Raw genomic sequence first — 23,339 nt, 5'->3', positions numbered from 1 at the left:
ATGAACCCGCTTGATCAACTGCAGCCGCTGATCGCCCCCGCGCCGATCGGCCTTTGGCCACCGGCACCCGGCTGGTGGCTGCTGCTGGCCGTGCTGCCGCTGCTGGCCTGGGGCCTATGGCGGGTGCGCCACTGGCGCCCGGGCAAACGCCGTATCGTGCGTGCCGAACAACCCTTGGACCCGGTACGCGTGGAAGCACTGGCCGAACTTGCCCGCCTGCCGCGCCCCTACGACGGCGCCCCGGCCGGGGCGTGGCTGCAACAGATCAACGCCCTGCTCAAGCGCCTGTGCCGCAGCCACTACCCGGGTGCCAACAGCCATACCCTCAACGGCCGCCAGTGGCTGGCGTTTCTCGACAACCGCTGCCCGGCCGCCGGCCTGACCCGCTGGATGGTACTGGTCGAAGGCGCCTACAAACCCGAGTGCAAGCTCGACGACAAGGCCATCGCCGGGCTCAGCCAAGCCGTCGAAACCTGGATTCGCAAGCATGTTTGAACTGGCCTGGCCGTGGGTCTTCGCCCTGTTGCCGCTGCCGTGGCTGGCGCGCCTGGTGCTGCCGGCCGCCGACAGCGGCGAACCGGTGCTCAAGGTGGGCTTCCTCGACGAACTGGAAGGCCTGGCCGGGCGCCGCGCGCGGCTCAACCTGCCGACCTGGCGCCAGCAGGCGCCCTTTGTCGTCATCTGGCTGTTGCTGCTGTGCGCCGCCGCCCGCCCGCAATGGTTGGGCGAGCCAGTGCCAGTGGCTGCCAGCGGCCGCGACCTGCTGGTGGCGGTGGATGTGTCCGGGTCGATGGACTTCCCCGACATGCAGTGGCAGAACGAAGAAATCAGCCGCCTCGACCTGGTCAAGGCGCTGCTCGGCGACTTCCTGCAGGACCGCGAGGGCGACCGCGTGGGCCTGATCCTGTTCGGCAGCCAGGCCTACCTGCAGGCGCCGCTCACTTTCGACCGGCGCACCGTGCGCACCTTCCTCGACGAGGCGCAGATCGGCATCGCCGGCAAGAACACCGCCATCGGAGACGCCATTGGCCTGGCGGTCAAGCGCCTGCGTCAACGGCCGGCACAAAGCCGGGTGCTGGTGCTGATCACCGACGGTGCCAACAACGGCGGGCAGATCCACCCGCTGACCGCCGCCCGCCTGGCCGCCCAGGAAGGCGTGCGCATCTACACCATCGGCATCGGCGCCAACCCCGAAGCCAGTGGCACCCCCGGCCTGCTCGGCCTGAACCCGAGCCTGGACCTGGACGAAGCCTCGCTCAAGGAAATTGCCGACATCACCCACGGTACCTACTTCCGCGCCCATGACGGCGCCGAACTGGACGCCATCGGCGACACCCTCGACCAGCTCGAACCGGTGGCCCAGCAGCCGACCCAGGCGCGCACGGCCAAGGCCCTGTATGCCTGGCCCCTGGCCCTGGCCCTGCTGCTGAGCGTGCTGCTGGTACTGGCCGTGCAATGGCCCGACAACGTGCTGCACCGCCTGCTGCGCAAGCCGCGCTTCCTGCAACCGCACCCGGAATGGCGCCAGCGCCTGAAGCGCCTGCGCCTGAGGAGGCGGCGATGATCGAACTGTGGCCCGAATGGTTGCGCCCGCTCTGGCTGCTGGCCGTGCCCCTGCTCGCCTGGCTGCTGTACAAACTGTGGCACCGGCGCAAGCGCGCCGGGCGCTGGCAGATGATTCTGCCGCCGGCGTTCCATGGCGTCCTGCTCGGCGGTGGCAGCGGCAGCACCAGCAAGCTGCCGTGGGTGGCGCTGGGCCTGGCCTGGGTGCTGGTGATCCTGGCACTACTCGGGCCCAGTTGGCAGCGCGTGGAAGAAAGCCGCCAGCGCCCGGCCGACCCGCTGGTGATCCTGCTCGAACTGACCCCGCAGATGCTCGCCGAGGACAGCCCGCCCAACCGCCTGGAGCAGGCGCGGCGCAAAATCCTCGACCTGCTGGAGCACCGCCGCGACAGCCAGACCGCGCTGGTGGTCTACGCTGGCTCCGCACACACCCTGGTGCCGCTGTCTGATGACTTGGCCACCAGCCGCAACCTGCTCGAGGCGGTCGACCCATCGATCATGCCCAAGCCCGGCCAGCGCGCCGACCTGGCCGTGCAAAAAGGCCTCGCCCTGCTTGCCCAGAGCGGCCTGGGCCAGGGCCGCCTGCTGCTGATCGGCTCGTCGCTCAGCGCCCCGGAGCGCGAAGGCATCGCCCAGGCCCTCGGCCGCCAGGGCCCGAGCCTGCTGATGCTGGGCATCGGCAGCCGCGAAGGCGCACCGGTGCGCCAGGCCAATGGCGAATACCTGAAGGACGACCAGGGCGGCATCCTGTTGCCACGTCTGGACAGCGCCAGCCTCAAGGGTTTCATCAGCGGCACCGGCGGGCGCTACCGGCATGCCCGCATCGACGACCTCGACCTGCGTGGCCTGGGCCTGTTCGACAACCCGCGCGCCGGGCGCAATGACGGCCAGACCCTGCAACTGGACAGCTGGGCCGACCAGGGTTACTGGCTGCTGCTGCCGCTGTTGCTGCTGGCCGCCTGTGCCGGCCGACGCGGCTGGCTGTTCTGCCTGCCGCTGCTGCTGGCCCTGCCCCAGCCCAGCCAGGCCTTCGAGTTCAACGACCTGTGGCTGCGCCCCGACCAGCAAGGCCAGCGCCTGCTGGAGCAGAACCGCCCGGCCAGTGCCGCGCGCCAGTTCCAGGACCCGCAATGGCGCGGCATGGCCCTGTACCAGGCGGGCGACTATGCTGGCGCCGCCGAAGCCTTTTCCCAAGGCGACACCGCCGCCGCCCACTACAATCGAGGCAATGCCCTGGCCCATAGCGGTGAACTGGAAGCAGCCCTGGACGCTTACGAACAAGCCCTGGAACGCCAGCCCGACCTGCAAGCGGCGCTGGACAACCAGGCACTGGTGCAGCAACTGCTGCAACAGCGCGAAGCCAAGGCCGAGGAACAACCAGCCAACAGCGATGCCCAAGGCACGCCCGGCAGCGAAACCGAAGGCAACAGCAGCTCGGCCAGCAGCCCGTCCCAAGGCACGCCCGGCAACGACGAACAAGCCAGCGCCGAACAGCCCGGCGAAGGCAGCAGCAACAGCCAGGTAGCGCCCGGCAACCAAGCGGGCGCGGATGACAGCGTCATCCAGCCGCCGCAGCGCCCGGTATCGACCAGCCTCGATGCCGAACAGCGCCAGGCCCTGGAACAATGGCTGCGGGAGATCCCCGACAACCCGGCGGAGCTGCTGCGGCGCAAATTCTGGTATGAACAGCAATTGCATCAGGAAACCCCACGATGAGTCGCTTCGGCGTCTTTCTCCTCAGTCTGCTGTGGGCCGTGCTGGCCCAGGCCGAACCGTTGCTGCGAGCCAGCGTCGACCGTACCCGCCTGGAAGCCGGCGAAAGCCTGGAGCTGACCCTGGAAAGCCAGGACGTCACCCAGTTCGGCAAGCCCGACCTGCGCGCGCTGGAGGGTGACTTCGAAGTGCGCGGCACGCGCCAGCTGAACAGCCTGCACAGCCTCGACGGCGAAACCCGCGCCAGTACCCGCTGGATCATCACCCTGCTGCCGCGGCGCAGCGGCAGCCTGCGCATCCCCGAACTGCAACTGGGCCAGTCGCACAGCCAGGCCATCGAACTGCAAGTGCTGCAGGCCGATGCCAGCCGCCAGGACAGTGCCTCACAGGTGTTCATCGAAGCCACGCTCGACAGCAGCGAGGTCTACGTCCAGGCCCAGGCCGTGCTCACCCTGCGCATCTACCATTCAGTGGCCCTGTACGACGACAGCAGCCTCAGCCCGCTGCAACTGGAAAACGCCAAGGTCGAACCGCTGGGTGAATCGCGCACCTATGAAAAGGAAATCAACGGCGTCCGCCACGGCGTGATCGAAACCCGCTATGCCGTGTATGCCCAACAAAGCGGCACCCTCGACATCCCGCCGTTGACTTTCACCGCCACCGCCGCCGCCAGCCAGGACGAGGCCCCGCAAGCCAACGGCACGGCCCGGGCCGGCCACCAGGTGCAGGTCAGCTCGTTGCCATTGCGCCTGGCCGTGCGGCCGATTCCGGCGGCCTGGCCTGCTGGCGTGCCCTGGCTACCGGCCCGCAGCCTGACACTTGAAGAGCACTGGAACCCCGACCCTGGCAACCAGCAGGTGCAGATTGGCGACTCGCTGACCCGCAACATCACCCTGCGTGCCGAAGGCTTGTCCAGCACCCAGCTGCCACCGCTGCCAGCCACCGAAATCACCGGCCTGCGCCGGTACCCCGACCAGCCATTGCTGCGCAACGAAATCAGCGAACGAGGGATGATTGCCAACCGCGAAGAGCGCGAAGCCTTGGTGCCGACCCACAGCGGCGCGCTGGCCCTGCCGGCGCTGGAAGTGGCCTGGTGGAATACCCGAGAAGACCACCTGGAGCACAGCAGCCTGCCGGCGCGCACGCTGAATGTGCAGGACAACCCGGCGCTGAGCGCCGACACCCCGGTCGGCGACAACAGCAGTGCCAGCAGCTTGCTGTGGCCCTGGCAGCTGGCCACCCTGGTGTTCGCCCTCACCACCGTGCTGGGCTTTGCCCTGTGGTGGCGCGCCCGCTCGCAGCCAGCGGTGCTGCGTGCCGCGCAGGCCGGGCCGAGCCCGCGTACCTTGCTGGATGATCTCAAGCGCGCGTGCCAGGCCAACGACCCACAGGCAACCCGCCAGGCGCTGGACGCCTGGGCCCGCCAGCAGCCGGAAACCCTGGCCGAGATGGCGGCGCGGTTCGTGCCGTTGTCGGATGCACTGGATGGGTTGAACGGGGCGCTGTATAGCGAGAGCGGGCAGTATTGGCAGGGTGAAGATTTGTGGCGGGCGATCGGTACGATTCCCCCGGCTGAGCAGGTATTGCTGCCGACCGGCGAGAACGGCAGCCTGCCGCCGCTCTATCCCAAGTGATGTGCTGCCTGTGCAGGCCTCTTCGCGGGCATGCCCGCTCCCACAGTGACCGCGCCCGCCGAGAACCTTGCGCAGTACCTGTGGGAGCGGGCGTGCCCGCGAACACCGGCGCAGCCGGTGCCACCGTAAGATATTTCTGAACCTGCCCCCCAATGCTTCAGGATCAACCCGCTTAGGAATTATCCTACGCGCGCTGCCGAACTATCGCTGTTGTCGGGGAAACACCTCACGGATAACGTTTCCGGGTCGCTTCGGTGACCGGGTGTGAGAACCCGACGATAAGCAAATTCCGTCAGCTTTCATGGCGGCCGCGCGCGGGCAGACTTCGGTCTGGCCGAGTTTTCCTTTGCTTCCTCGGTTTCTCACCCCGCGCACGGCTGCCACCTAAACCCGTGAGAAGGTTGCGGTGGTGGCATTCTCTGATCAAGCAAAGGGTTTTAATCATGAAAAAGATCGTCCCCGATCCACCCGTAAAACTAACGGCCCGCCCCTTCTACACCATCAACCAGGACACACCCTCGGTTGACGCCCTGATCCACACCCTCCAGCTGATGGCCGGCATCGAAGACTCGCTGGACGAATACATCTGCGCCAATGCCGGCGAGCCCGGCATCAACATGCTGGTCAACGCGGTGCATCACGTACAGATGACCAAGGCCTTGGCCGAGTTGCTGTTGCACCGGCAAACCGGGGATATCACCCGGCACTGACTACACAGCCCCAAGCCATGCGCGCCCCCTGTAGGAGCGGCCTTGTGTCGCGAAAGGGGTGCGAAGCGCCCCCAGGATCTGCGCATCACCGCAAAATCGCCGGGGCCGCCTTGCGGCCCTTTCGCGACACAAGGCCGCTCCTACAGAGACCGTGATTGGGGCTTCATCAACCTGCGAGCACCGGTTGAACTGGCTGACGGCTCAGATGAACCGCTGCCCCTCGAACGGGTTCCAGCTCTGCTGCCCTTTGGTCTGCTTCAGGTAGTAGGCACGGTTGGTCAGGAAGCTGTACAGAAACGCAAACGCCATGCTGATGCCGTTATCCACCGGGCGCGGGATTTCGCTACCCGTCGCGATCTCGTAGTAGCTCAGGAGAACGCCGATGGCGATCATGATGGCCAGCATGACCAGGTTCTTCTTCCACAGCCCCAGTACGAACCAGTAGATCGGGCCGAAGAAAAAGGCGATGAAGTTGTTGTTGATCAGCAGCTTCTTGCCAAATGGCAAGGCGCGGAAAGCGGCTTTGTAGGGCTCGGAGGTGGGTGCGCCGTACTGATCGAAGAAAGCGAAGCGCTCCCGCCATTTTGGCTTGAGGTTATCTGGGGTGGATTGAGTTTGTGGGATGCCTTCCATTGGTGACTCCTGTGATCGTCGTCCGTGAGTGTCGAATAGCCATGATCATGGCCGGTTCGGAGGGTAAATCAGCATGCCTTTGAGGGCAAGCTTGATACCTCCCGCAAAGCGAGAGCCAAGTCACAGAACGCTCAAGGCTTCCAGATCGGCGCGATCAGAAATTCGTTGTTCACCAAACGATTGATGTCGCTCAGGCGACCCAGCGGGTTGTCGTAGTGCAGGTGAACGCGGGTGCCGCTGAGGAACTTCGTATACCCCCTATTAGACTAACTATTGAGCTGTCGCTCCACCTCATCATCAGCCGCACTCAATATATCCTCCACCAGATTTGAATCGATTTTCCAAATGGATAACTGGGGGTTCCCTACATATTGCTGACCACAGGGAATTTCGTAATAAGACGCATCTACTTTTTCCGCAGTTAGCACAGCACAAACTGATCGAATCATTTTTGCATGATCGTGGTAGTCGCCGTCAAAAATCTCCAACTCTAATACTGGCTCATGCGCCAGAATCGTTGATTTCAACTGCAACAATGGGACACCAAGTACACGATGGAGTTTCATAAGGACTGAAGCTGAGATCCCAGCCCCCTCCATCACAATCGCAATGACAGACATTATTCTAGGGACATCGTCAGGTGAAAAATATACATCATAACCTTTTAGCTCGTTACAATACGCCGCCTCAAAGATTCAGGCCAATTCATTTTCATACACCTCAATACCCCGAAGGCGAACTATTGACCCGCTGCAGTTCCGAACCCAATTTATCAGCCTTAGCAATCATGGAAAAACGAAACTCTGGATCAACAGGGATATCTCCATTTTTATATAACCCCCATCCGGAAAATGATCTTGCCCTCTTTTAGGTATTTACTACTTCACTCGACCCTTGGAAGTTTGATTCATAGTTTAACACCTTTACTTGATCCTCGAAGCCAATCGAGAAAAACCTTCCATTTCTGTATATTCCTTCATCGGAACAATCCGCATGTAGAGGTCTCGTAACCTCAAACCCAGGAGGCGCAGGTTTTTTCATGGGGCCAGAGATGCCACGGCAAATTGAGCCCCATCTTGTAGCAGGGGGAGTTCATGGATCGCACTCTATCAGAAATTGGAAAACTGCCCCTTAAAAACTCACCCGACCGCCATCAAACCAAACATATGACTTACCATTTCATTAAATGTTGAAAACTCACAGTAAACATTATCGAAGGCCTGGCGATCCCTCACCTGGTATATTTTTGAGGGCACTTCTAGCACATACACATCCACATCACTTTCTCCAAAAACCAAGTAATCCTTCATCCATTCCAAATCACGCCAATTTAAATTCATCTCTATAAAATCATTGGTCTCACCAGCACAATCCGAAAATGGTATTCGGTGAGTTGAATACAAAAAAACGCCATTCTCCGCAGCCCCATTACAAACACCTAATAGCTCCAGATACTCTGAGGGTGGCATAGCAAGCAACGCCAACTGACAGCGCTGAACAAATAACTCCAGATCTTCTTCGGATGCACCGGGAATAAGTGCAGGCGTACCAGACAACTTGTCGATCATCATTTTCATTTCAATCATCTAATGACCTAATATGCACGCCCCTCAAGGAATCTACTGATCGACCTCATCCTCACCAACCAAGGAGTCAATAAACACACGAAACGAAGAGGACAACATCTTTTGCGCGTTAATGTGATTTATGCGCATGTCAATATCCGGCTGAAAAACATCAACCGCAAAATAAATAACACTACCTCCTTCTTTATCAAGGCAAATAAAATTACCTGCCTCATCAACGGCAAAAGGTACCAAATGTGCTGGCAATACGTTCCTATGCACCATCAAATTGAAGCATCCGCCTATGTATTTAGTCTCGTCTTTGTCAACGATTTCAGCGCTGGCGATGCTTTTAAAATCTTCAATTCTAATCGGCTCATAATTTTCATCGCCCGCCCAAAACTCCCGATTCGGAGTGCCTCCATTGAAAGACAGGTAAAGCTCCCTGAAGTCTGCTGGAAATTTTATGCCAATTTCAGACTCAAGGTTATCAATATCTGATATCGAGACGGGAGCACCAGAATCAAACAATTCAAAGTCATCCATTATAGAATCCTCAACAAGTTGTAAATGTTATTTTCTGTGGGCGGCCTTTTAGCCAACCCTGTGAGATAGCTACAGCTTCAGGCGTGCCATAAGATCCAGAAGGCAAACCAAAATGTTTTTCGAATTGCGCGACTGAACCAGTATGCGGCAACGAAGCTTCGTGAGCGGACTGTGTTACTAACTGCATAGTGCCTTTACCCGTTACAGGATCGAAATCGTCCAAATGGTGCCAAGTGTATTTGCCTATTGATTTCACTTGAGTCTTTGTCAGTCCAGCCTGTTTGTAAGCCTCGGCAAAGTCAGAGCACAGTTCAGGCGCACGCTGCTTAGCAGAATCAAACCGAGCGAAAACCTCAACGCACTCCGGTTCAACCTCGATTGCCGCAACATCTATCAACCCCATAAACAGTTCTTGCTAAGCGATTGAATCCAGCACTTTCACAACTGAACCTCACCTTAATAAAACAACTATCTCACCCAATGCTCAGCGAATTTACGAAATCATCAAATCTCGCACAGACCCTCTCCATTTGCAGACCATCTTGAATTAGTAAATATACAGTTCCAGCGTCTTCCTCCCTCAGAGAAAGCATGAAACTGTTGCCACCATCGTCATATGCAAAAGGCACATAGCCATGCAAAGCCTTATCTTGAGCATTATATTCTTGCATTAATTTTTCTATCGGTAGCTCCCCGAATTTTACCGAATTGAAACCATTTATACTAAATACATACTCATCACCTTCCACCTCGGTAATTCTGGGAAATCCGCCATTGTTCCTAAGATAAATTTCCTTAAATAGGATCGGAAGCTTACCATTTGCCAAAGTTTCAATTTCTGAAAAATCACCGACATCAATACTGGATTCAGACCCTTCAAGATCTAACATGAAATTCCTCCTGCTTTTTTCGCGGCCACTGGCTTTCTGGCTGGGAACGTATAAGCTTTTCCGGTTGCAGCTTTATATTGAGATACTCCTCCATTATGAGGAACACCTTGATGAGCCCTCTGCTCTACTAATTGCATAGTGCCTTTATTGGTTTTAGGATTATAGTCATCCACATGATGCCACACATAGCCTCGCGGCGTGGTTTTTTGATTTAATTCGGCCACGTTGTTTGCAGCCTCAAAGTCCTCAATATAATTTCCTGTATATTCAATTACCACTATGGGATTGACCCCTGGTTTTTTCGCATAAAGCGCATTGCTACCAGAATAATCTAGCCCACCACCTAGTGTTTTAGTTATACCAAAATAACCACGCTCGGCAAGAGTGCTTAATGCATCCAATCCAAAGGGATCAACCCAAACAACTGGATTGTTGGCATATTTATAGAGATTCCATCCTCCGCCCAAGCCAATTGGGTCTTGGGTGATAAATTGCCCTATCTCAGGACCATAGTACCGGAACGTGTTGTAGTGCAGTCCCGTTTCGCTATCAAAGTACTGACCTTGGAAACGCAAATTCTGCTCGATCTCATTGATCGGCAGACTCTCTATTGCCCCCCACGAGCGAAACGTCGCCTGCCAGACGATCTTACCGTCACTGTCCGTGACCTCCAGCGGCGTACCAATCTGGTCCGTATGGAAGTAATAGAGCTTCTGCTCCTCCCCTTCCACCTGATCAACCCGCGCCAACGGCGCATAGCTACCCGGCTCATACAGGTACAGGATGCTCTGCCCGGGCGTCTCCTCACGCAGCATCCTCAGCCCTTGCCAGAGGAAGCGCTTCTGCTCGACCTGCCCATTGATCTCAGCCAGCTTGGCCACCCGCCGCCCCAGGCTGTCATAACGGTAGTGCCCGGCACTCTCCAGCTTGCCATTGACCCATGTCTCCGCCCGCACCAGCCGGTTTTCACCGTCATAACCGAAGCGCTGCAACCGGTTGCCATATTCCGAGCATTTTTCGATCAGGTTGCCCCACGGGTCGTAACGGTACTCCTGGTCCCGCCAGTGTGTGATGCGGTTGTCCCTGGACTTGGCAAATTGCCGGGCATTGAAATCCAGGCGGTTGCCCGCAGGGTCGTAACGAAACTCTTCGCTGCCAACCAGCGAGCCCGTATCGCGGCTGCGCAACTGGCCGTTCGCTTCGTACTCGTACTTGATCTCGCCACACAGCTTGTCGAGCGTACGCACCAGTTCACCTGCCGGGTCGTACTGATAACGGCGGTGAATCGGGTTGTACGCATGCTCCACCAGCAATGAGGTATTGATACCGGTGTTGTGCACCTGCGAGAGCTTGTCGGCCGGCAGCATCGATGCGTATTGCCACGCCTTGCGCCCCATCGCGTCATAACCGAAACAACTGGTGAGCTTGCCCTGGGTCCGGTAAACCTCGCGGTGCAGGTCATCACGCTCCATGTCGCTGATCACCTGACCGTCCAGGTTCAGTTGGTGCAGATGCCCACTGCCGTAGTACAGGTGATTGACCTTGCGGCCATCCGGCAGGGTCAGCGTAGTCAGGTTGCCGAGCGGATCGTACTCGTAGCCGAGCGTGCCGTCGGGGGTGATTTCTTTGGTCAGCCGCCCCAGCAGATCGTAGGTGTACTCCAGCTTCTCTTCCGTGATCCCAAGCTGCTTGCCGATCCCGGTAGGCTGCCGCTCGATGCTCAGCAACCGGTCGCCGTCGTCGTACGCGAAGGTCTGGCTCGCATCGCGGTTGATCTTGGCGACCAACCGGCCAATAGTGTCACGCTCGAATAGCGTATGACGTTCCGGGCGCTCGGCATTTTCGCCATAACCAATCTCATCCAGCCGGGTCAGATGGCCGCCGAGGTTGTAGCTGAAACGCCGGGTCAGGTTATCCACCCGCACTTCTTCAGTCAGCCGGTCCGAGGCGTCATAGGCAAAGCGGTACGTGGCGTTGTTCTCGTTCACCAACCCGGTCAGGCGCCAAGCCTTGTCGTACTCGTAACGAACCACACCTCCTTTCGGGTCCCGGCGGTTACTCGGCAAACCACGGGAAGTGCGTAGCAGGCGGGTGATCTGGCCTTTGCCATCGGTGTGGTCGAGCACCTGACCAAGGTCGTTGTAGGTGAAAGTTTCCGCCGTGCCGTCGGGATGGCTGATGCGCAGCACCTCACCGTCGGGCTTGCGCTCCAGCGTGGTGGTCTGGTTCAGCGCATCGGTTACCGCGACGAGGTGCTGGCGTTCGTCGTAGCGGTACCAGGTGTTCTTGCCCGAACAATCCTGGTAACGCTCGACCTGTGCCAAGGTGTTCCACCACAGGTACTTGGACTTGTAGGTAGCGTCGATGATGGTGTGCGGCAGGCCGTCGTCGCTGTTCAGGTATTCGGTCATTTGACCCAGGGCATCGAATTCGGCGAGCAGGTTGCCCTTGTCGTCGTAGCGCGCCCGCCAGGTGCTGCCATCCGGGTAACTGACCTGGGTCACCAGCGTGGTCAGGTGGTGATATTCGTAGGTGGTCTTGCGGCCCAGCGGGTCGGTCTCTTCGAGCAGACGGGAGAATTCGTCGTACTTGAATTGCAGGCAGCTACCGTCCGCCAAGGTCAGGTCGACCATGTTGCCATTGTCGTCCAGCTCGGTGGCGTAGCGTTCGCCGCCGTAGTCGCGGCTGGCGATCACCCGGTGGTCGGGGTTGTACTGTACCTCCAATTCACGGCCGAGCACGTCGGTGGCCCAACTGGTGCGGGCATCGAGGCCACTATCAGCTGCCGCCCCCGTAAAACCAAATTAAAATCACTTAAATCGAGATAGATCAACAGGAAGACGATCAGGATCAAGCGTATTTATCTCTTGATCAGACAACAAATCGTCAAAAACATCGCCTCCGAATTTCTCGATGAAAGCACGCTCATCTTCATAAATCGCTATGCACTGCAACCAATTTATTTTTAGCGAGTTAAATTCAAGCTGTGGAAAATGAGCATCGTTCCACATGAAAGGAATTGTCAAATACATATGAGGCTTTTTTGGAGCCTTTAGGTAATCATTGAACACATCAACAATTACATCACCCGGCATTACATAACGTTGGCTTTTTCGGATAAAGAAAGCTGCGGAAGCTATTGCATTTTCCCAGTAGGTCTCTTCAGTCAAAGCCCCGGCACAGAGCTCTACACGAGTAGAAAATTCCTCGCCATCACCAGCAAATAGTGGAACTTCCGACAACCCTATCGTACCTAAAGACTTCACCCCCACATGCAAAGAGTCCAGGGTAGTCAGTACATCTACCGAAATACTTCTAAAGTCATCATAATAAGCTTGAACCTTGAGCTCACCCCCAAAAACCTTCAAAGCATGCCTAGCTACTGCCTTGCACTGTTCGCTTGGAATAGTCATTTACGGACCCAAATATAGATGGCGAACACTTCGGTGACCACTTCCTCGACCGTGGTGCCCTGGAAGATCCGCGTGTCGAAGCAGTTCTTGAGCATCGCGAACCACGGGTTGAAGGTGGCGGTGTAACGGGCCATGCTGCTGATGCTGGCAAAGCGCGTCAGGTATATAGCGCGGGCGCCTTCGGCCAACTCGATTTCGATGCTGACGTGCTGGCCCATCATCGACTTCAGCGGTACGCCGGAGTCTTCGGCAATCTCGCCAGGGCCAGTGTTAAAATAGAAAGCAAAACATCCGACCGCCTCAACGCCAGCAGTCGTCACCTAAAATTTGCATTTTAAAGACCGCCAATCCCAGAAACTTCTGCCTAGCAAACGCCATCATCCAGCAAAAATAAAACCGTTCAAAACCTCGACCAATTGAGAATGCGTGAGCACTTCTTCATCTTTCCGGTTACGAACTAGAGTAAACACCTCTTTTTTTGGAGATAGGACTTCCACCACTTCGCCCTTATAGTTTGTAATCTCAATAAATCCACTAACTACACCATTGAGATTCTCTATCTCTGATAATAGTGCAGGATACTTCATCAACACGCCAGACTCATCGGTGCCGGCTTCAGTCCCCGGATTATCAAAATACACTTTAATTTTAGGACAAGCGCTCCTATTCCAACGAAAGACAGGAATCATACGCTGAATCATTTCTTTAAATTCACCCTCAGATTCGCCTCCCGAAAATTCACACCGATGTATAGGAATACAAAGATACAAGTTCCCTCGCTTACCGTCCAGCCGTCCTTTCAAGCTGCCGTGATAAGTATTGGGCACAACCAACACATGAGTAAAACCATACTTATTCGGCGCAATATCGAATATTATAGTCTTATCCTGACTCAAGGAGTCAGGCGCCTGCTCAACAACCTCCACAGAAAACACCCTGTCACTTACGCCCTCAGATATAACCAGCAAATCTTTCCTATCTGTACTTTTCAAACAATATTCATATACCACTTTTGGAAGCTTGTGCTGAAAAAAATAGCAACCGGCGTATTCTTCCACGCAAGCAAAGGACTGCAATAAGTCATCTTTAGAGAACATACCAACCTCATTCATAATCAGGCCCTACGTCCTGCCTATACCTCACGCCATCCGCAGCCATTTTAGCGCCACCGGAACTGTTAGCAGAACGCAATCGAATACTCATATTATCTACTTCATTGTAAAAATCATTCCGTGCAGCGCGAGTAGAATTATAGCCTTGTCCGTTCCAGTGTTCAACGACTGGCTTGTTGTGTTCAATTGTGATTCGGGGATCGTTCCTATGGACAACATCCATATCAGCTGTAAGAATTTTCCCTGCATCTGGTCCATCTTGGATAGTATTAGCATCCAAGACCTTATCTTTAACACCCGCACGATAACCACTTGGATATTGGGATTTTCGATTATACTGAACAGGGTTCTCACTGGTCTTAACAAACCTACCATCCGCCCCCCGCAATGGCGGACTAGCATCAGGGCTATCCACGGGTACTTTCTTCGGCACTGCCTTAACGTTTCCAAGGTTAGAACCAAAACCTTGCACTTTAATTTCGTAACGGGCATCAAAGGCTTTGCCACCCTTTGCGCCAATACCCCCTCCAAGCAAAGCCCCACCAAATGCCATCAGTTTCTGGCCATCAGAACCTTCACCAAATAGCTCACCGCCAGCCCAATGCCCAGCCATTCCGCCCGCAATACCACCAGCCAACCCCGCCATCACCAACACTGGACTTGCCAGTACAAAAGCACTAGCCAGCCCCAACGCCATCACCGCACGCTCAAGCCAAACAGGAACTTCCGGGTCAATTGCATCAGTCGTCGCTGTTCCCCCTCCTATACACACATTAGGGGAGCCAGCACTTATTTTTGCATCACAAACTGTCCGGTCACCGACTCGAGCCGCAGGCTGACCATTGATATAAACCGAGTCACTACCCTGGGCCAATATCTTAGGTCCCCCTGGATGATCCGAACACTCGGCATTATCCAGATGAGCCCTCGCAGCAGGCTTCCCATTTATATAAACGTTACTTGAGCCTGATCGTATTTGCCCTGTTTCACTACAAGCGAAAGATAGGCTACCAATCAGTTGACCGATTCCAGCGCCAGTGGCTGCTCCCGCTCCAACCATCGCGGCTAGCGCTACAGCCCCAAGCCCGCCGGTCCCGATAACGGCAATACCTATGAGTACCGCGCCTGCACCAATTGCTAAGCCAGCAAGCAATCCACCTAAAGCGCTGGAGTGCTCGATTGGATCATCTAGTCTCGCAGCAGCCGCAGTCATGCTGATTCGGCCTGTTCAGCATCCCCCTCGTTCACAGGCAGATAGCGCAGTTGAAGACTTTCAACCAACCTATCGAAAGCACTACGCTCCTCCGCCGTCATGCCTTTGGGACTGTTGCTCGTACCGGTAATTTGCATGAGCAAAGGCCGCTTGTACTCATCCTGATGCAGAAAAATTAGCTGTACTTGATGAACCGGTTGGCCTTGTTGTCGCCAACGGAACTCGACACGTCGGGCCTCTAATCCAGCTACCTCTACCGGGGAAACCGGTTCGATCCACTGAACATGGGACAACGTCTTTTTCAACTCACCAAGCAGTTGTTGCGCAAGCGTCTCCAAGTCCGTATCCGGCTCCACCGGCGAACGCCCCACGACGAACGAGAACGGGCTAGGTCCGATGTCCGTCAGAGTAAAGACGTGAAATGTCTTGTCTTTTAAATTCTCTGGACGAATGAAACTCAACTCATTTGTAAGAAAACGCTCTGGTGGAGGGGGCTCTGCATTGCGAGCCTCCTCTTCTAGACGCTCACGCTCAAGGCGCTCTTCGCGTTCACGCCGTTCAGATAATCGATCGTAGATGTTTCTACGCATGGGACTTTTCCTTGTCGCTAATCAAGACTTGTTCAAATTGATTATTTTGCTGCCTGCAACGTCCACGGAGATGCCTGACAGTGTAATCGTGCCATCCGAGTTCATTACAAGCGTGCTTTTTCCCACCTCCAAGGTGATTGACTTTGCCGCTTTTATTTTTACCTCACCCTGGTCCACCGTCACAAAATACGAGCCCTCCTCCACCGCAATACTGGTTTCCAGCTTAATGGTTTCGGAATGTCTGCCCTCGACAGTGATAGTTCTATTCCCGCCCACCTTGAGACTGTCATCTGCCTCAACCTCAGTATCCAGATTGCGCTCGGCGTGCATGATGATCTGCTCAGCACCAGCCTTGTCTTCGAAACGGAAGAAGTTCGCGTTCGACCCTTTACCTTTAGTAGAGCGGGTCAGGAAACCACTCTGGGTCTTGTTCGCCGGCAGCGACCATGGCGGGGTGTTGGTGCTGTTGTACAGGCTGCCCATGATCAGCGGGCGGTCGGGGTTTCCGTCGAGGAACACCACGACCACTTCGTCGCCCACACGCGGGATCTGGATGCTGCCGAAGCCGCCGCTGGCACCGGATTGGGCGACGCGCACCCAGCACGAACTGTGGTCGTTGTACTTGCCATTGCGGTCCCAGTGGAACTGGATCTTCACCCGGCCCAGTTCGTCGGTGAAGATCTCCTCACCCGGTGGGCCGACGATGATCGCGGTCTGCGGGCCGGCGATGGTCGGCTTGGGCGTGCTCAGTTGCGGGCGGAACGGGATCTTCTTGCGCACGCAGCTGAAGGTGTTGAAGTAGCTGGCCTGCTGGCCGGTAAGGTAGTTGTTGTGGCCTTCGCTTTCCACGCTCATCAGCAGGAACTGGCGGTCTTCGACGGCACCCTGGTCGTGGGCGTAGTGCTGCAGCAGCTCGAAGGCGTAGCCGGGCTTCATGGCGCGGCAGTTACTGGCGCCTTCGAACTGCTTGCCGCGCAGTTCCAGTGCTTCGATGCGTAGCCGCAACAACGCCTCGCCTTCGTCATATGTGCTGTGCGTGTACTGGCCGGGGTCGTAGACCTCGAAGCGCTGCACGGCGCCCTGCTCGTTCAGGCTGCGCATGGCCACCGGCAGGCGGTTGCGCGGTTGGCGGTAGTCGAAGGTCTGCGCGGCCATGCTGCCGGCCTGCAACTGGCGATGACCGCACCACTGGGTGATCGAGTCGGCGGTTTCGGTGACCGAGGCGCTGTGGAAGCGGATTTGCGCTTGCTCGGGGAGCGCGTCGAGCAGGGTGGAGTCGTCGCAGATGATCAACGTGTGAGCTTCAGCACTGTGCTCGAAGAAGTAAAACAGCCCTGCTTCATCCAGCAGGCGCTGGACGAAGTTGAGGTCGCTTTCGCGGTATTGGGTGATGTAGGTGTAGCGCTTGTGCACACGACTCAAGCGCAGCGCATAGGCAACGTAGCGTGGATACAGGGCGAAAACGTCAGCGAGCACCTCTGCGACCGTGCAGTTCTGGAAGATGCGCGTGTCGGTGCGGTGCCTGAGCATCGTCAGCCAAGGGCTCAGGATCGCACTGTAGCGGTCCAGGGCGCCATCGCTACCCAGACTGGCAAAGCGGGAGAGGTAGCCGTTGATGAAGCGCGGCGCGGCGTCGGCCAGTTCGATCTCGATGCTCACCTGCTGGCCGATCATCGACTTGAGCGCTAGGTGCGGCCCGTCGCAGATCAACAGCAGCTCGTAGGCGAACGGCTGCGAAAGGCCTTCGGCGCCCTTGAAACATTCCAGCAGCAGAGGCTGGTCGGGGTCAGCCAAATGATGAAACTTGAACAGTCGGCGATGCTGCGGCGTAAGGCGCTCGGCCAAGTCCATGATCATTGCATTGTCCTTGAATGCTCGAAGCGCTCGGAGGTTAGGGCAATGATCGAGGGGCTAACAATGAACGATATGTTGAGGGAAATGTGCGCTTGTAGGACCGAGAAACCGGGTGATTTCACGCTTTCCTACACAGCACGCAAGTACCCATCGTCGAGATGGAACGCCAACTCAGCAACGGCGCCACTTTGCGGCAAAATATGCGCCTGGCAAGGGCTTTGCCCTTGGTCGAGGGTGAACCCGCTCCCACAGGGCCCCGCAGAATCAGGGAGTTACAAAATAACCGGCACTCGCACTTACCTGCGGGCAGCAACTGCCCTGCCGTACTGCCTTGGGTTACCATACCCGGCTCCGCGAAGCCCATCATTCACGCCAAGCCCCCGCTTGCTCGACTCGACACCAACAGGTCATCCATGCGTCTGTTTCATACCTCCGACTGGCACCTGGGCCAAAGCCTGCACGGCCAGGAACGCGACTTCGAACACGCCTGCTTCCTCGACTGGCTGCTCGGCCAGCTGCGCCTGCGCCAGCCGGATGCGCTGCTGATCGCTGGCGATATCTTCGACACGGTCAACCCGCCGGTCAAAGCCCAGGAACGTCTCTACGACTTCATCGTCCAGGCCCACGAGCAACAGCCGAAGCTGGACATCGTGATGATCGCCGGCAACCACGACTCCGGCTCGCGCATCGAGCTGCCCGCGGCGCTGATGCGCCGCCTGCGCACCCATGCCCTGGGCCGTGTGCACTGGCTGGACGAGGGCCAGCTGGATGCCGAGCGCCTGCTGATTCCGCTGACCAACGGCCGCGGCAAGGTCGCTGCCTGGTGCCTGGCCTTGCCCTTCCTGCGCCCGGCCGAGGTGACCGGCCCGCAATTGGGCGACGACTACCTGCAAGGTATCACCCAGGTGCACCAGCAGCTGATCGCCGCCGCGCAAAAGAAGCGCAAGAAGGACCAGGCGCTGATCGCCATCAGCCACGCGCACATGGCCGGTGGCGCGGTGTCGGAGGACTCGGAGCGCAGCCTGATCATCGGCAACGCCGAGGCGCTACCGGCCAAGCTGTTCGACAAGGCCATCAGCTACGTCGCCCTGGGCCACCTGCACAAGCCGCAGAAGGTCAACCGCGAAGAACGCATCCGCTACAGCGGCTCGCCGATCCCGCTGTCGTTCGCCGAAATCAACTACCCGCACCAAGTGCTGGAAGTGGAGCTGGACGGCACTGGCCTGGTCAGCGTCGAACCGCGCCCGGTACCGCGCGCCGTGGCCCTGCAACGGGTCGGCCCGGCACCACTGGGCGAACTGCTGGAGCAGTTGGCCGAGCTGCCAGTGATCGACCTGCTCGAAGACCCCAACCGCCAGCCCTGGCTGGAGGTGCGGGTGATACTGGATGAGCCGCAACCCGACCTGCGCCAGCAGATCGAAACCGCACTGCAAGGCAAGGCCGTGCGCTTGATCCGCATCAGCGCCGAATACGCCGGCCGCAACAATGCCGAAGACGATGACTTGGCCTTTGTCGAACTGGCCCAGATGACCCCGCAGGACCTGTTCACCCGCGCCTGGGAGCAGGCCTATGGCAACCCCGCCGACGAACAGGCGCTGGCCGACTTCGCCCTGCTGTTGCAGGACGTGCAGCAGGAAGAGGAACAGCCATGAAGATTCTTGCCATCCGCCTGAAGAACCTGGCATCCCTGGCCGGCCCGGTCGATATCGATTTCACCGCCGAACCGCTGGCCAGCGCCGGCCTGTTCGCCATCACCGGGCCTACCGGGGCGGGCAAGAGTACCCTGCTCGACGCCCTGTGCCTGGCGTTGTTCGGCACCGTGCCACGGCTGAACGACATTGGCCGCGAGGCCAAGGTGCCGGATGCAGACGGTGAAATCCCTACCTCCGACCCGCGCAACCTGCTGCGCCGCGGCACCGGCAGCGGCTTTGCCGAAGTCGATTTCGTCGGCATCGATGGCCGCCGCTACCGCGCCCGCTGGGAAGCCAACCGCGCCCGCGACAAGGCCAACGGCAAGCTGCAGCACAGCCGCCAGAGCTTCTACGATCTGGACAGCGAGCAGGTACTGGGCAGCGGCAAGAACGAGTACAAACAACTGGTCGAAGCCCGCCTGGGCCTGAACTTCGAACAGTTCACCCGCGCGGTGATGCTGGCCCAGAGCGAATTCGGCGCCTTCCTCAAGGCCGACGACAAAGAACGCAGCGAGCTGCTGGAAAAGCTCACCAACACCGCCATCTACACCCGCCTGGGCCAGCGCGCCTTCAGCAAGGCCCGCGAAGCCGGCGAGGCCCACAATGCCCTGAAGGACCGTGCCAGCCACCTGCTGCCGATGGCCGCCGAAGCACGCGCCGAGCTCGACCAGCGCCTGGAACAGGCGCAACAGCAATTCAAGGCCGACCAGGCCGGCGAGCGCCAGCTGGAACAGCAACGCAACTGGCTGAACGAGCAGCGCCAGTTGCAGGACCAGCACGCCGAAGCCGGCACCGCGCTGCAAGCCGCCGAACAGGAATGGCAACAACTGGCTGACCAGCGCCTGGACCTGGTGCGCCTGGAGCGCCTGGCCCCGCAGCGTCACCAGTTCCACCGCCAGCAGACATTGACCGCGCAACTGGCACCGCTGGCAGCGAAGATCGCCGAACAACAGCAGCAGCAAGCCGAGCTGCAAGTGCGCACCAGCGAGCTCGAGCAGGCGCTGGACGCCGCGCGTCAGGCGCTTGCCGATAGCCAGGCCCAACACAGCGAGAACGCCCCTCGCCTGCGCCAGGCCTTTGCCGCCCAGGACAACCTGGCCCGCCTGGACCAGGAGCTGGCAGCACAGCGCAGTGCCAGCCAGCAGGCCGAGCAGCAGGTCGCCGAAGGCCAGCAGCACCTGCAGCAGCTGGAAGACAACCAGCAGCGCAGCCTGCAGCAACTGGCGCAGATCGACACCGCGCTCGCCGACAGCCAGCACCTGGCGGGCCTGGCCAACGCCTGGCACGCCTACCTGCCGCAACTGAAGCAAGTGATGCTGATCGGTGGCCGCCTGGCCAAGGGCCGTGAAGAGCTGCCTGGTCTACAGGCCCAGGCCAGCCAGGCCAATGCGCACTTGCAGGCCGAGCGCGATGCCTTCGAGCTGCTGTTCCGCGAAGCCAAGGCCGAACCCCAGGCCCTGGCAGAACAGATCGACCTGCTGGGCGGCATGCTGCAGGACAACCGCAAGCAGCAGCGCGCCGTGGAAGAGCTGTCACGCCTGCATGGCCGTGAACTGGAACTGCGCCAGCAGCTGGAGGCCGTGCGCGTGCGTCAGCAGCAGGCCATGCAGCAGCGCCAGCAACTGATTACCGAAGGCACCGCCGCCAAGGCCGAGCTGGAAGCCGCCGAGCAAGCGCTCAACCTCACCCGCCAGTTGCTGGAACGCCAGCGCCTGGCACGTAACACCAGCGTCGAAGAGTTGCGCGGCCAGTTGCGCGACGGCGAACCCTGCCCGGTGTGCGGCAGCGCCGAGCACCCGTTCCACCAGCCTGAAGCGCTGCTGCAAAGCCTGGGTCGCCATGACCAGGCCGAGGAAGACGCGGCGCAGAAGCAGGTCGAAACCCTCAACAGCAAGCTGGTGGAGCTGCGCACCCAGCTGGGCGTGGTCAACGCCCAGCTCAAGGATTACCAGCAGCAACAGCAGCAACTGGGCGAGCAGCTACAACCGCTGGTGGCCCAGGTGCAGGCGCACAGCCTGTGGCCCGCCCTGGCCCCGCAGGACGACAATGCCCGCAGTGCCTGGCTCGACAGCCAGCTGCGGCGCCTGGACGAAGAAATCGGCCAGGACGAGAAACGCCAGAGCGCCCTGCTCGCCCTGCAAAAAGATGCAGCCCGTCTCAACCAGCAACTGCAGGCCGCCCAGCAGGCGCAACAGCAGGCCCAGCGCCACCTGGAGCAACAGCACCAGGCCCTGGCCAGTGACGAGCAGCAGTTGCAGCAAGGCCTTGAGGACCTTGCCGGCGTATTGCCCGAAGAGGCCCTCAAGGCCTTGAACGACGACCCGGCCAATGCCTTCCTCGCCCTGGACCAGCAGATCGCCCTGCGCCTGCAGCAACTGGAGCAGCGCAAGGACGAACAGGAAGAACAGCAAGCCCGCCAGGCCCAGCTGGACAAGCTGCGCGACCAGCAGCAGGCACGCGTGCAGACCCAGCAGCAGCTGCAGCAGAAACTTGCCGCCCTCGACGAGCAGCGCCAACAGGCCCAGGCTTCGCTTGGCGAACTGCTTGGCGGGCATGCAAGCGCCGAGGCCTGGCAACAGCATATGGACGCCGCGCTGGAGCAGGCCCGTGCCCTCGATGCCGACACTGCCCAGCGCCTGCAGGACTTGCGTACCCAAGGCGTGCAACTGGCCAGCGAACTCAAGGCCAACACCCAGCAGCAGCAGGCGCTGGACGCCGAGTGCCAGCAGTTGCAGGGCCAGATCGCCCAGTGGCGCGCAGAACACCCGGAACTGGACGACGCCGGCCTGGATCGCCTGCTGGGCATGGAGGACGCGCAGGTAAATGAGCTGCGCCAGCGCCTGCAAGGCGCCGAAAAGGCCATCGAACAGGGCCGCGTGCTGCTGCAGGAACGTGAACAACGCCTGCAGCAACATGCCGCGCAAATGACTGTGGACACCTCGGCCGACGCCCTGGAACAGGCCCTGACCGAACTGCGCGAACGCCTGGCCGGCCATGAGCAGCAATGCGCCGAACTGCGTGCACAGCAGGCCGATGACCAGCGTCGCCAACAGGCGCACCAGGCGCTGGCGGCGGAAATCGAACAGGCCCACCAGCAGTGGCAACGCTGGGCTCGCCTGAACGCCCTGATCGGCTCGGCCTCGGGCGATGTGTTCCGCAAGATCGCCCAGGGCTACAACCTCGACCTGCTGCTGCACCACGCCAACGCCCAGCTGCGCCAGCTGGCCCGCCGTTACCGCCTCAAGCGCGGCGGCAGCGCCCTCGGCCTGCTGGTGCTGGACACCGAGATGGGTGACGAACTGCGTTCGGTGCACTCGCTGTCTGGCGGGGAAACCTTCCTGGTGTCGCTGGCCCTGGCCCTGGGCCTGGCCTCGATGGCCTCCAGCACGCTGCGCATCGAATCGCTGTTCATCGACGAAGGCTTCGGCAGCCTCGACCCCGAGTCGCTGCAACTGGCCATGGACGCCCTCGACGGCTTGCAGGCCCAGGGCCGCAAGGTGGCAGTGATTTCCCACGTGCAGGAAATGCACGAACGCATCCCGGTGCAGATCCAGGTGCGCCGCCAAGGCAATGGCCTGAGTGACGTGGAGGTGTGCGGGTGATCCTCTACTCGTTCCGCCGCTGCCCCTGGGCCATGCGCGCGCGCCTGGCCCTGCGCTATGCGGGGTGCGAGGTGGAGATTCGCGAGGTAGCGATGAAGAACAAGCCGGCAGAACTGCTGGCCTTGTCACCCAAGGGCACGGTGCCGGTACTGGATACCGGTGCCGGGGTGCTCGAAGAAAGCCTGGACATCATGCGCTGGGCGCTGGCGCAAAACGACCCGCAGGACTGGCGGCTGCAGGCCGACCCTGCGGCGGCGCAGCAGGCTGCAACACTGATTGCGCGCAACGACAGCACGTTCAAGGCGCAGGTGAACCTGTACAAGTATGCCGAGCGCTACCCCGAGCATACCCGCGAGCATTACCGCCAGCAGGCCGAGGCCTGGCTGGCGGAGCTCGAAGGCCTGCTGGCAGGCAGGCCCTACTTGCTGGCCACGCACCCGAGCATTGCCGATGCCGCGTTGCTGCCCCTGATGCGCCAGTTTGCCGGGGTCGAACCGCAGTGGTTCGCCGAGGCGGCTTATCCGCGGGTGCGGAGCTGGCTGGAGGGGTGGCTGGCTTCGGAGCTGTTCAAGGCCGTAATGGCCAAATGAACCCTGTTTCCTGTACTGGC

General features: G+C 59.3%; 19 protein-coding genes and 2 pseudogenes. 8 read left to right on the top strand and 13 right to left on the bottom strand.

Translation table 11 applies throughout. From position 1 onward, the window contains the following. From AC2T3R_RS07815 to AC2T3R_RS07795, 5 genes are all read left to right on the top strand, one after another. The gene (locus AC2T3R_RS07815) at positions 1 to 495 is read left to right on the top strand and encodes a DUF4381 domain-containing protein (RefSeq protein ID WP_015269461.1); all 495 of its coding nucleotides are present in this window, start codon (positions 1 to 3) and stop codon (positions 493 to 495) included. Then, a complete protein-coding gene (locus tag AC2T3R_RS07810) occupies positions 488 to 1,564 on the top strand; it encodes a vWA domain-containing protein (RefSeq protein WP_486744886.1) in 1,077 nt (358 codons plus the stop codon). The genes AC2T3R_RS07815 and AC2T3R_RS07810 overlap by 8 nt, the downstream gene beginning before the upstream one ends. Beyond that, entirely contained in the window at positions 1,561 to 3,279 is a 1,719-nt protein-coding gene (locus tag AC2T3R_RS07805; RefSeq protein WP_486744885.1) for a vWA domain-containing protein, read from the top strand. Before AC2T3R_RS07810 ends, AC2T3R_RS07805 begins: the two co-directional genes overlap by 4 nt. After that, a complete protein-coding gene (locus AC2T3R_RS07800; protein WP_486744884.1) occupies positions 3,276 to 4,910 on the top strand; it encodes a BatD family protein in 1,635 nt (544 codons plus the stop codon). Before AC2T3R_RS07805 ends, AC2T3R_RS07800 begins: the two co-directional genes overlap by 4 nt. Before the next feature lie 443 nt (positions 4,911 to 5,353). Continuing rightward, on the top strand, positions 5,354 to 5,620 hold the full coding sequence (locus AC2T3R_RS07795) for a hypothetical protein (RefSeq protein ID WP_182328527.1): 267 nt from the start codon (positions 5,354 to 5,356) through the stop codon (positions 5,618 to 5,620). Positions 5,621 to 5,821: 201 nt separating this feature from the next. On the opposite strand, the gene AC2T3R_RS07790 is transcribed toward AC2T3R_RS07795, so the two are convergent. The 13 genes and pseudogenes from AC2T3R_RS07790 to tssI form a co-directional block, all read right to left on the bottom strand. Continuing rightward, entirely contained in the window at positions 5,822 to 6,253 is a 432-nt protein-coding gene (locus tag AC2T3R_RS07790; protein ID WP_015269456.1) for a DUF2628 domain-containing protein, read from the bottom strand. Positions 6,254 to 6,519: 266 nt separating this feature from the next. Beyond that, a complete protein-coding gene (locus tag AC2T3R_RS07785) occupies positions 6,520 to 6,873 on the bottom strand; it encodes a hypothetical protein (RefSeq protein ID WP_486744883.1) in 354 nt (117 codons plus the stop codon). 519 nt (positions 6,874 to 7,392) lie between these two features. Continuing rightward, complete coding sequence (locus AC2T3R_RS07780; protein ID WP_486744882.1) at positions 7,393 to 7,839, bottom strand: YrhA family protein; 447 nt, start codon at positions 7,837 to 7,839, stop codon at positions 7,393 to 7,395. A gap of 33 nt (positions 7,840 to 7,872) precedes the next feature. Further along, positions 7,873 to 8,364, bottom strand: coding sequence for an SMI1/KNR4 family protein (locus AC2T3R_RS07775; RefSeq protein WP_486744881.1), 492 nt, complete (start codon positions 8,362 to 8,364; stop codon positions 7,873 to 7,875). A 10-nt stretch (positions 8,365 to 8,374) separates the two neighbouring features. Further along, entirely contained in the window at positions 8,375 to 8,767 is a 393-nt protein-coding gene (locus AC2T3R_RS07770) for an HNH endonuclease signature motif containing protein (RefSeq protein ID WP_486744880.1), read from the bottom strand. A 70-nt stretch (positions 8,768 to 8,837) separates the two neighbouring features. Further along, the gene (locus tag AC2T3R_RS07765) at positions 8,838 to 9,254 is read right to left on the bottom strand and encodes an SMI1/KNR4 family protein (protein ID WP_486744879.1); all 417 of its coding nucleotides are present in this window, start codon (positions 9,252 to 9,254) and stop codon (positions 8,838 to 8,840) included. Next, positions 9,248 to 12,025, bottom strand: a pseudogene (locus tag AC2T3R_RS07760) (RHS repeat-associated core domain-containing protein); the annotation flags it as partial. The pseudogene AC2T3R_RS07760 and the gene AC2T3R_RS07765, both read right to left, overlap by 7 nt. Positions 12,026 to 12,064: 39 nt before the next feature. Continuing rightward, on the bottom strand, positions 12,065 to 12,667 hold the full coding sequence (locus AC2T3R_RS07755) for a suppressor of fused domain protein (protein ID WP_247847165.1): 603 nt from the start codon (positions 12,665 to 12,667) through the stop codon (positions 12,065 to 12,067). Positions 12,668 to 12,681: 14 nt separating this feature from the next. Further along, positions 12,682 to 12,921, bottom strand: a pseudogene (locus AC2T3R_RS07750) (contractile injection system protein, VgrG/Pvc8 family); the annotation flags it as partial. Positions 12,922 to 13,044: 123 nt separating this feature from the next. Further along, on the bottom strand, positions 13,045 to 13,764 hold the full coding sequence (locus AC2T3R_RS07745; RefSeq protein WP_486744878.1) for a hypothetical protein: 720 nt from the start codon (positions 13,762 to 13,764) through the stop codon (positions 13,045 to 13,047). A gap of 7 nt (positions 13,765 to 13,771) precedes the next feature. Beyond that, entirely contained in the window at positions 13,772 to 14,992 is a 1,221-nt protein-coding gene (locus tag AC2T3R_RS07740; RefSeq protein ID WP_082810641.1) for a PAAR domain-containing protein, read from the bottom strand. Then, positions 14,989 to 15,582: a DcrB-related protein gene (locus tag AC2T3R_RS07735; RefSeq protein WP_367245650.1), complete on the bottom strand. Its 594-nt coding sequence runs from the start codon at positions 15,580 to 15,582 to the stop codon at positions 14,989 to 14,991. The genes AC2T3R_RS07740 and AC2T3R_RS07735 overlap by 4 nt, the downstream gene beginning before the upstream one ends. Before the next feature lie 21 nt (positions 15,583 to 15,603). Next, positions 15,604 to 17,439, bottom strand: a complete 1,836-nt coding sequence (gene tssI / locus AC2T3R_RS07730; protein ID WP_486744877.1) for a type VI secretion system tip protein TssI/VgrG — start codon at positions 17,437 to 17,439, stop codon at positions 15,604 to 15,606. A 410-nt stretch (positions 17,440 to 17,849) separates the two neighbouring features. On the opposite strand from tssI, the gene AC2T3R_RS07725 reads away from it, so the two are divergent. From AC2T3R_RS07725 to AC2T3R_RS07715, 3 genes are read left to right on the top strand one after another with little or no spacing between them, the layout of a single operon-like run. After that, positions 17,850 to 19,088, top strand: a complete 1,239-nt coding sequence (locus tag AC2T3R_RS07725) for an exonuclease SbcCD subunit D C-terminal domain-containing protein (RefSeq protein ID WP_486744876.1) — start codon at positions 17,850 to 17,852, stop codon at positions 19,086 to 19,088. Next, positions 19,085 to 22,729 carry an AAA family ATPase gene (locus tag AC2T3R_RS07720; protein WP_486744875.1) on the top strand — a complete coding sequence of 1,215 codons (3,645 nt, stop codon included), beginning with the start codon at positions 19,085 to 19,087 and terminating at the stop codon, positions 22,727 to 22,729. Before AC2T3R_RS07725 ends, AC2T3R_RS07720 begins: the two co-directional genes overlap by 4 nt. After that, a complete protein-coding gene (locus AC2T3R_RS07715; RefSeq protein WP_486744874.1) occupies positions 22,726 to 23,319 on the top strand; it encodes a glutathione S-transferase in 594 nt (197 codons plus the stop codon). Before AC2T3R_RS07720 ends, AC2T3R_RS07715 begins: the two co-directional genes overlap by 4 nt. Positions 23,320 to 23,339 lie beyond the last annotated feature (20 nt).

It is taken from the genome of Pseudomonas sp. PVC-5-1, assembly GCF_057444345.1.
This window is presented reverse-complemented; position numbering and strand designations above follow the sequence as displayed.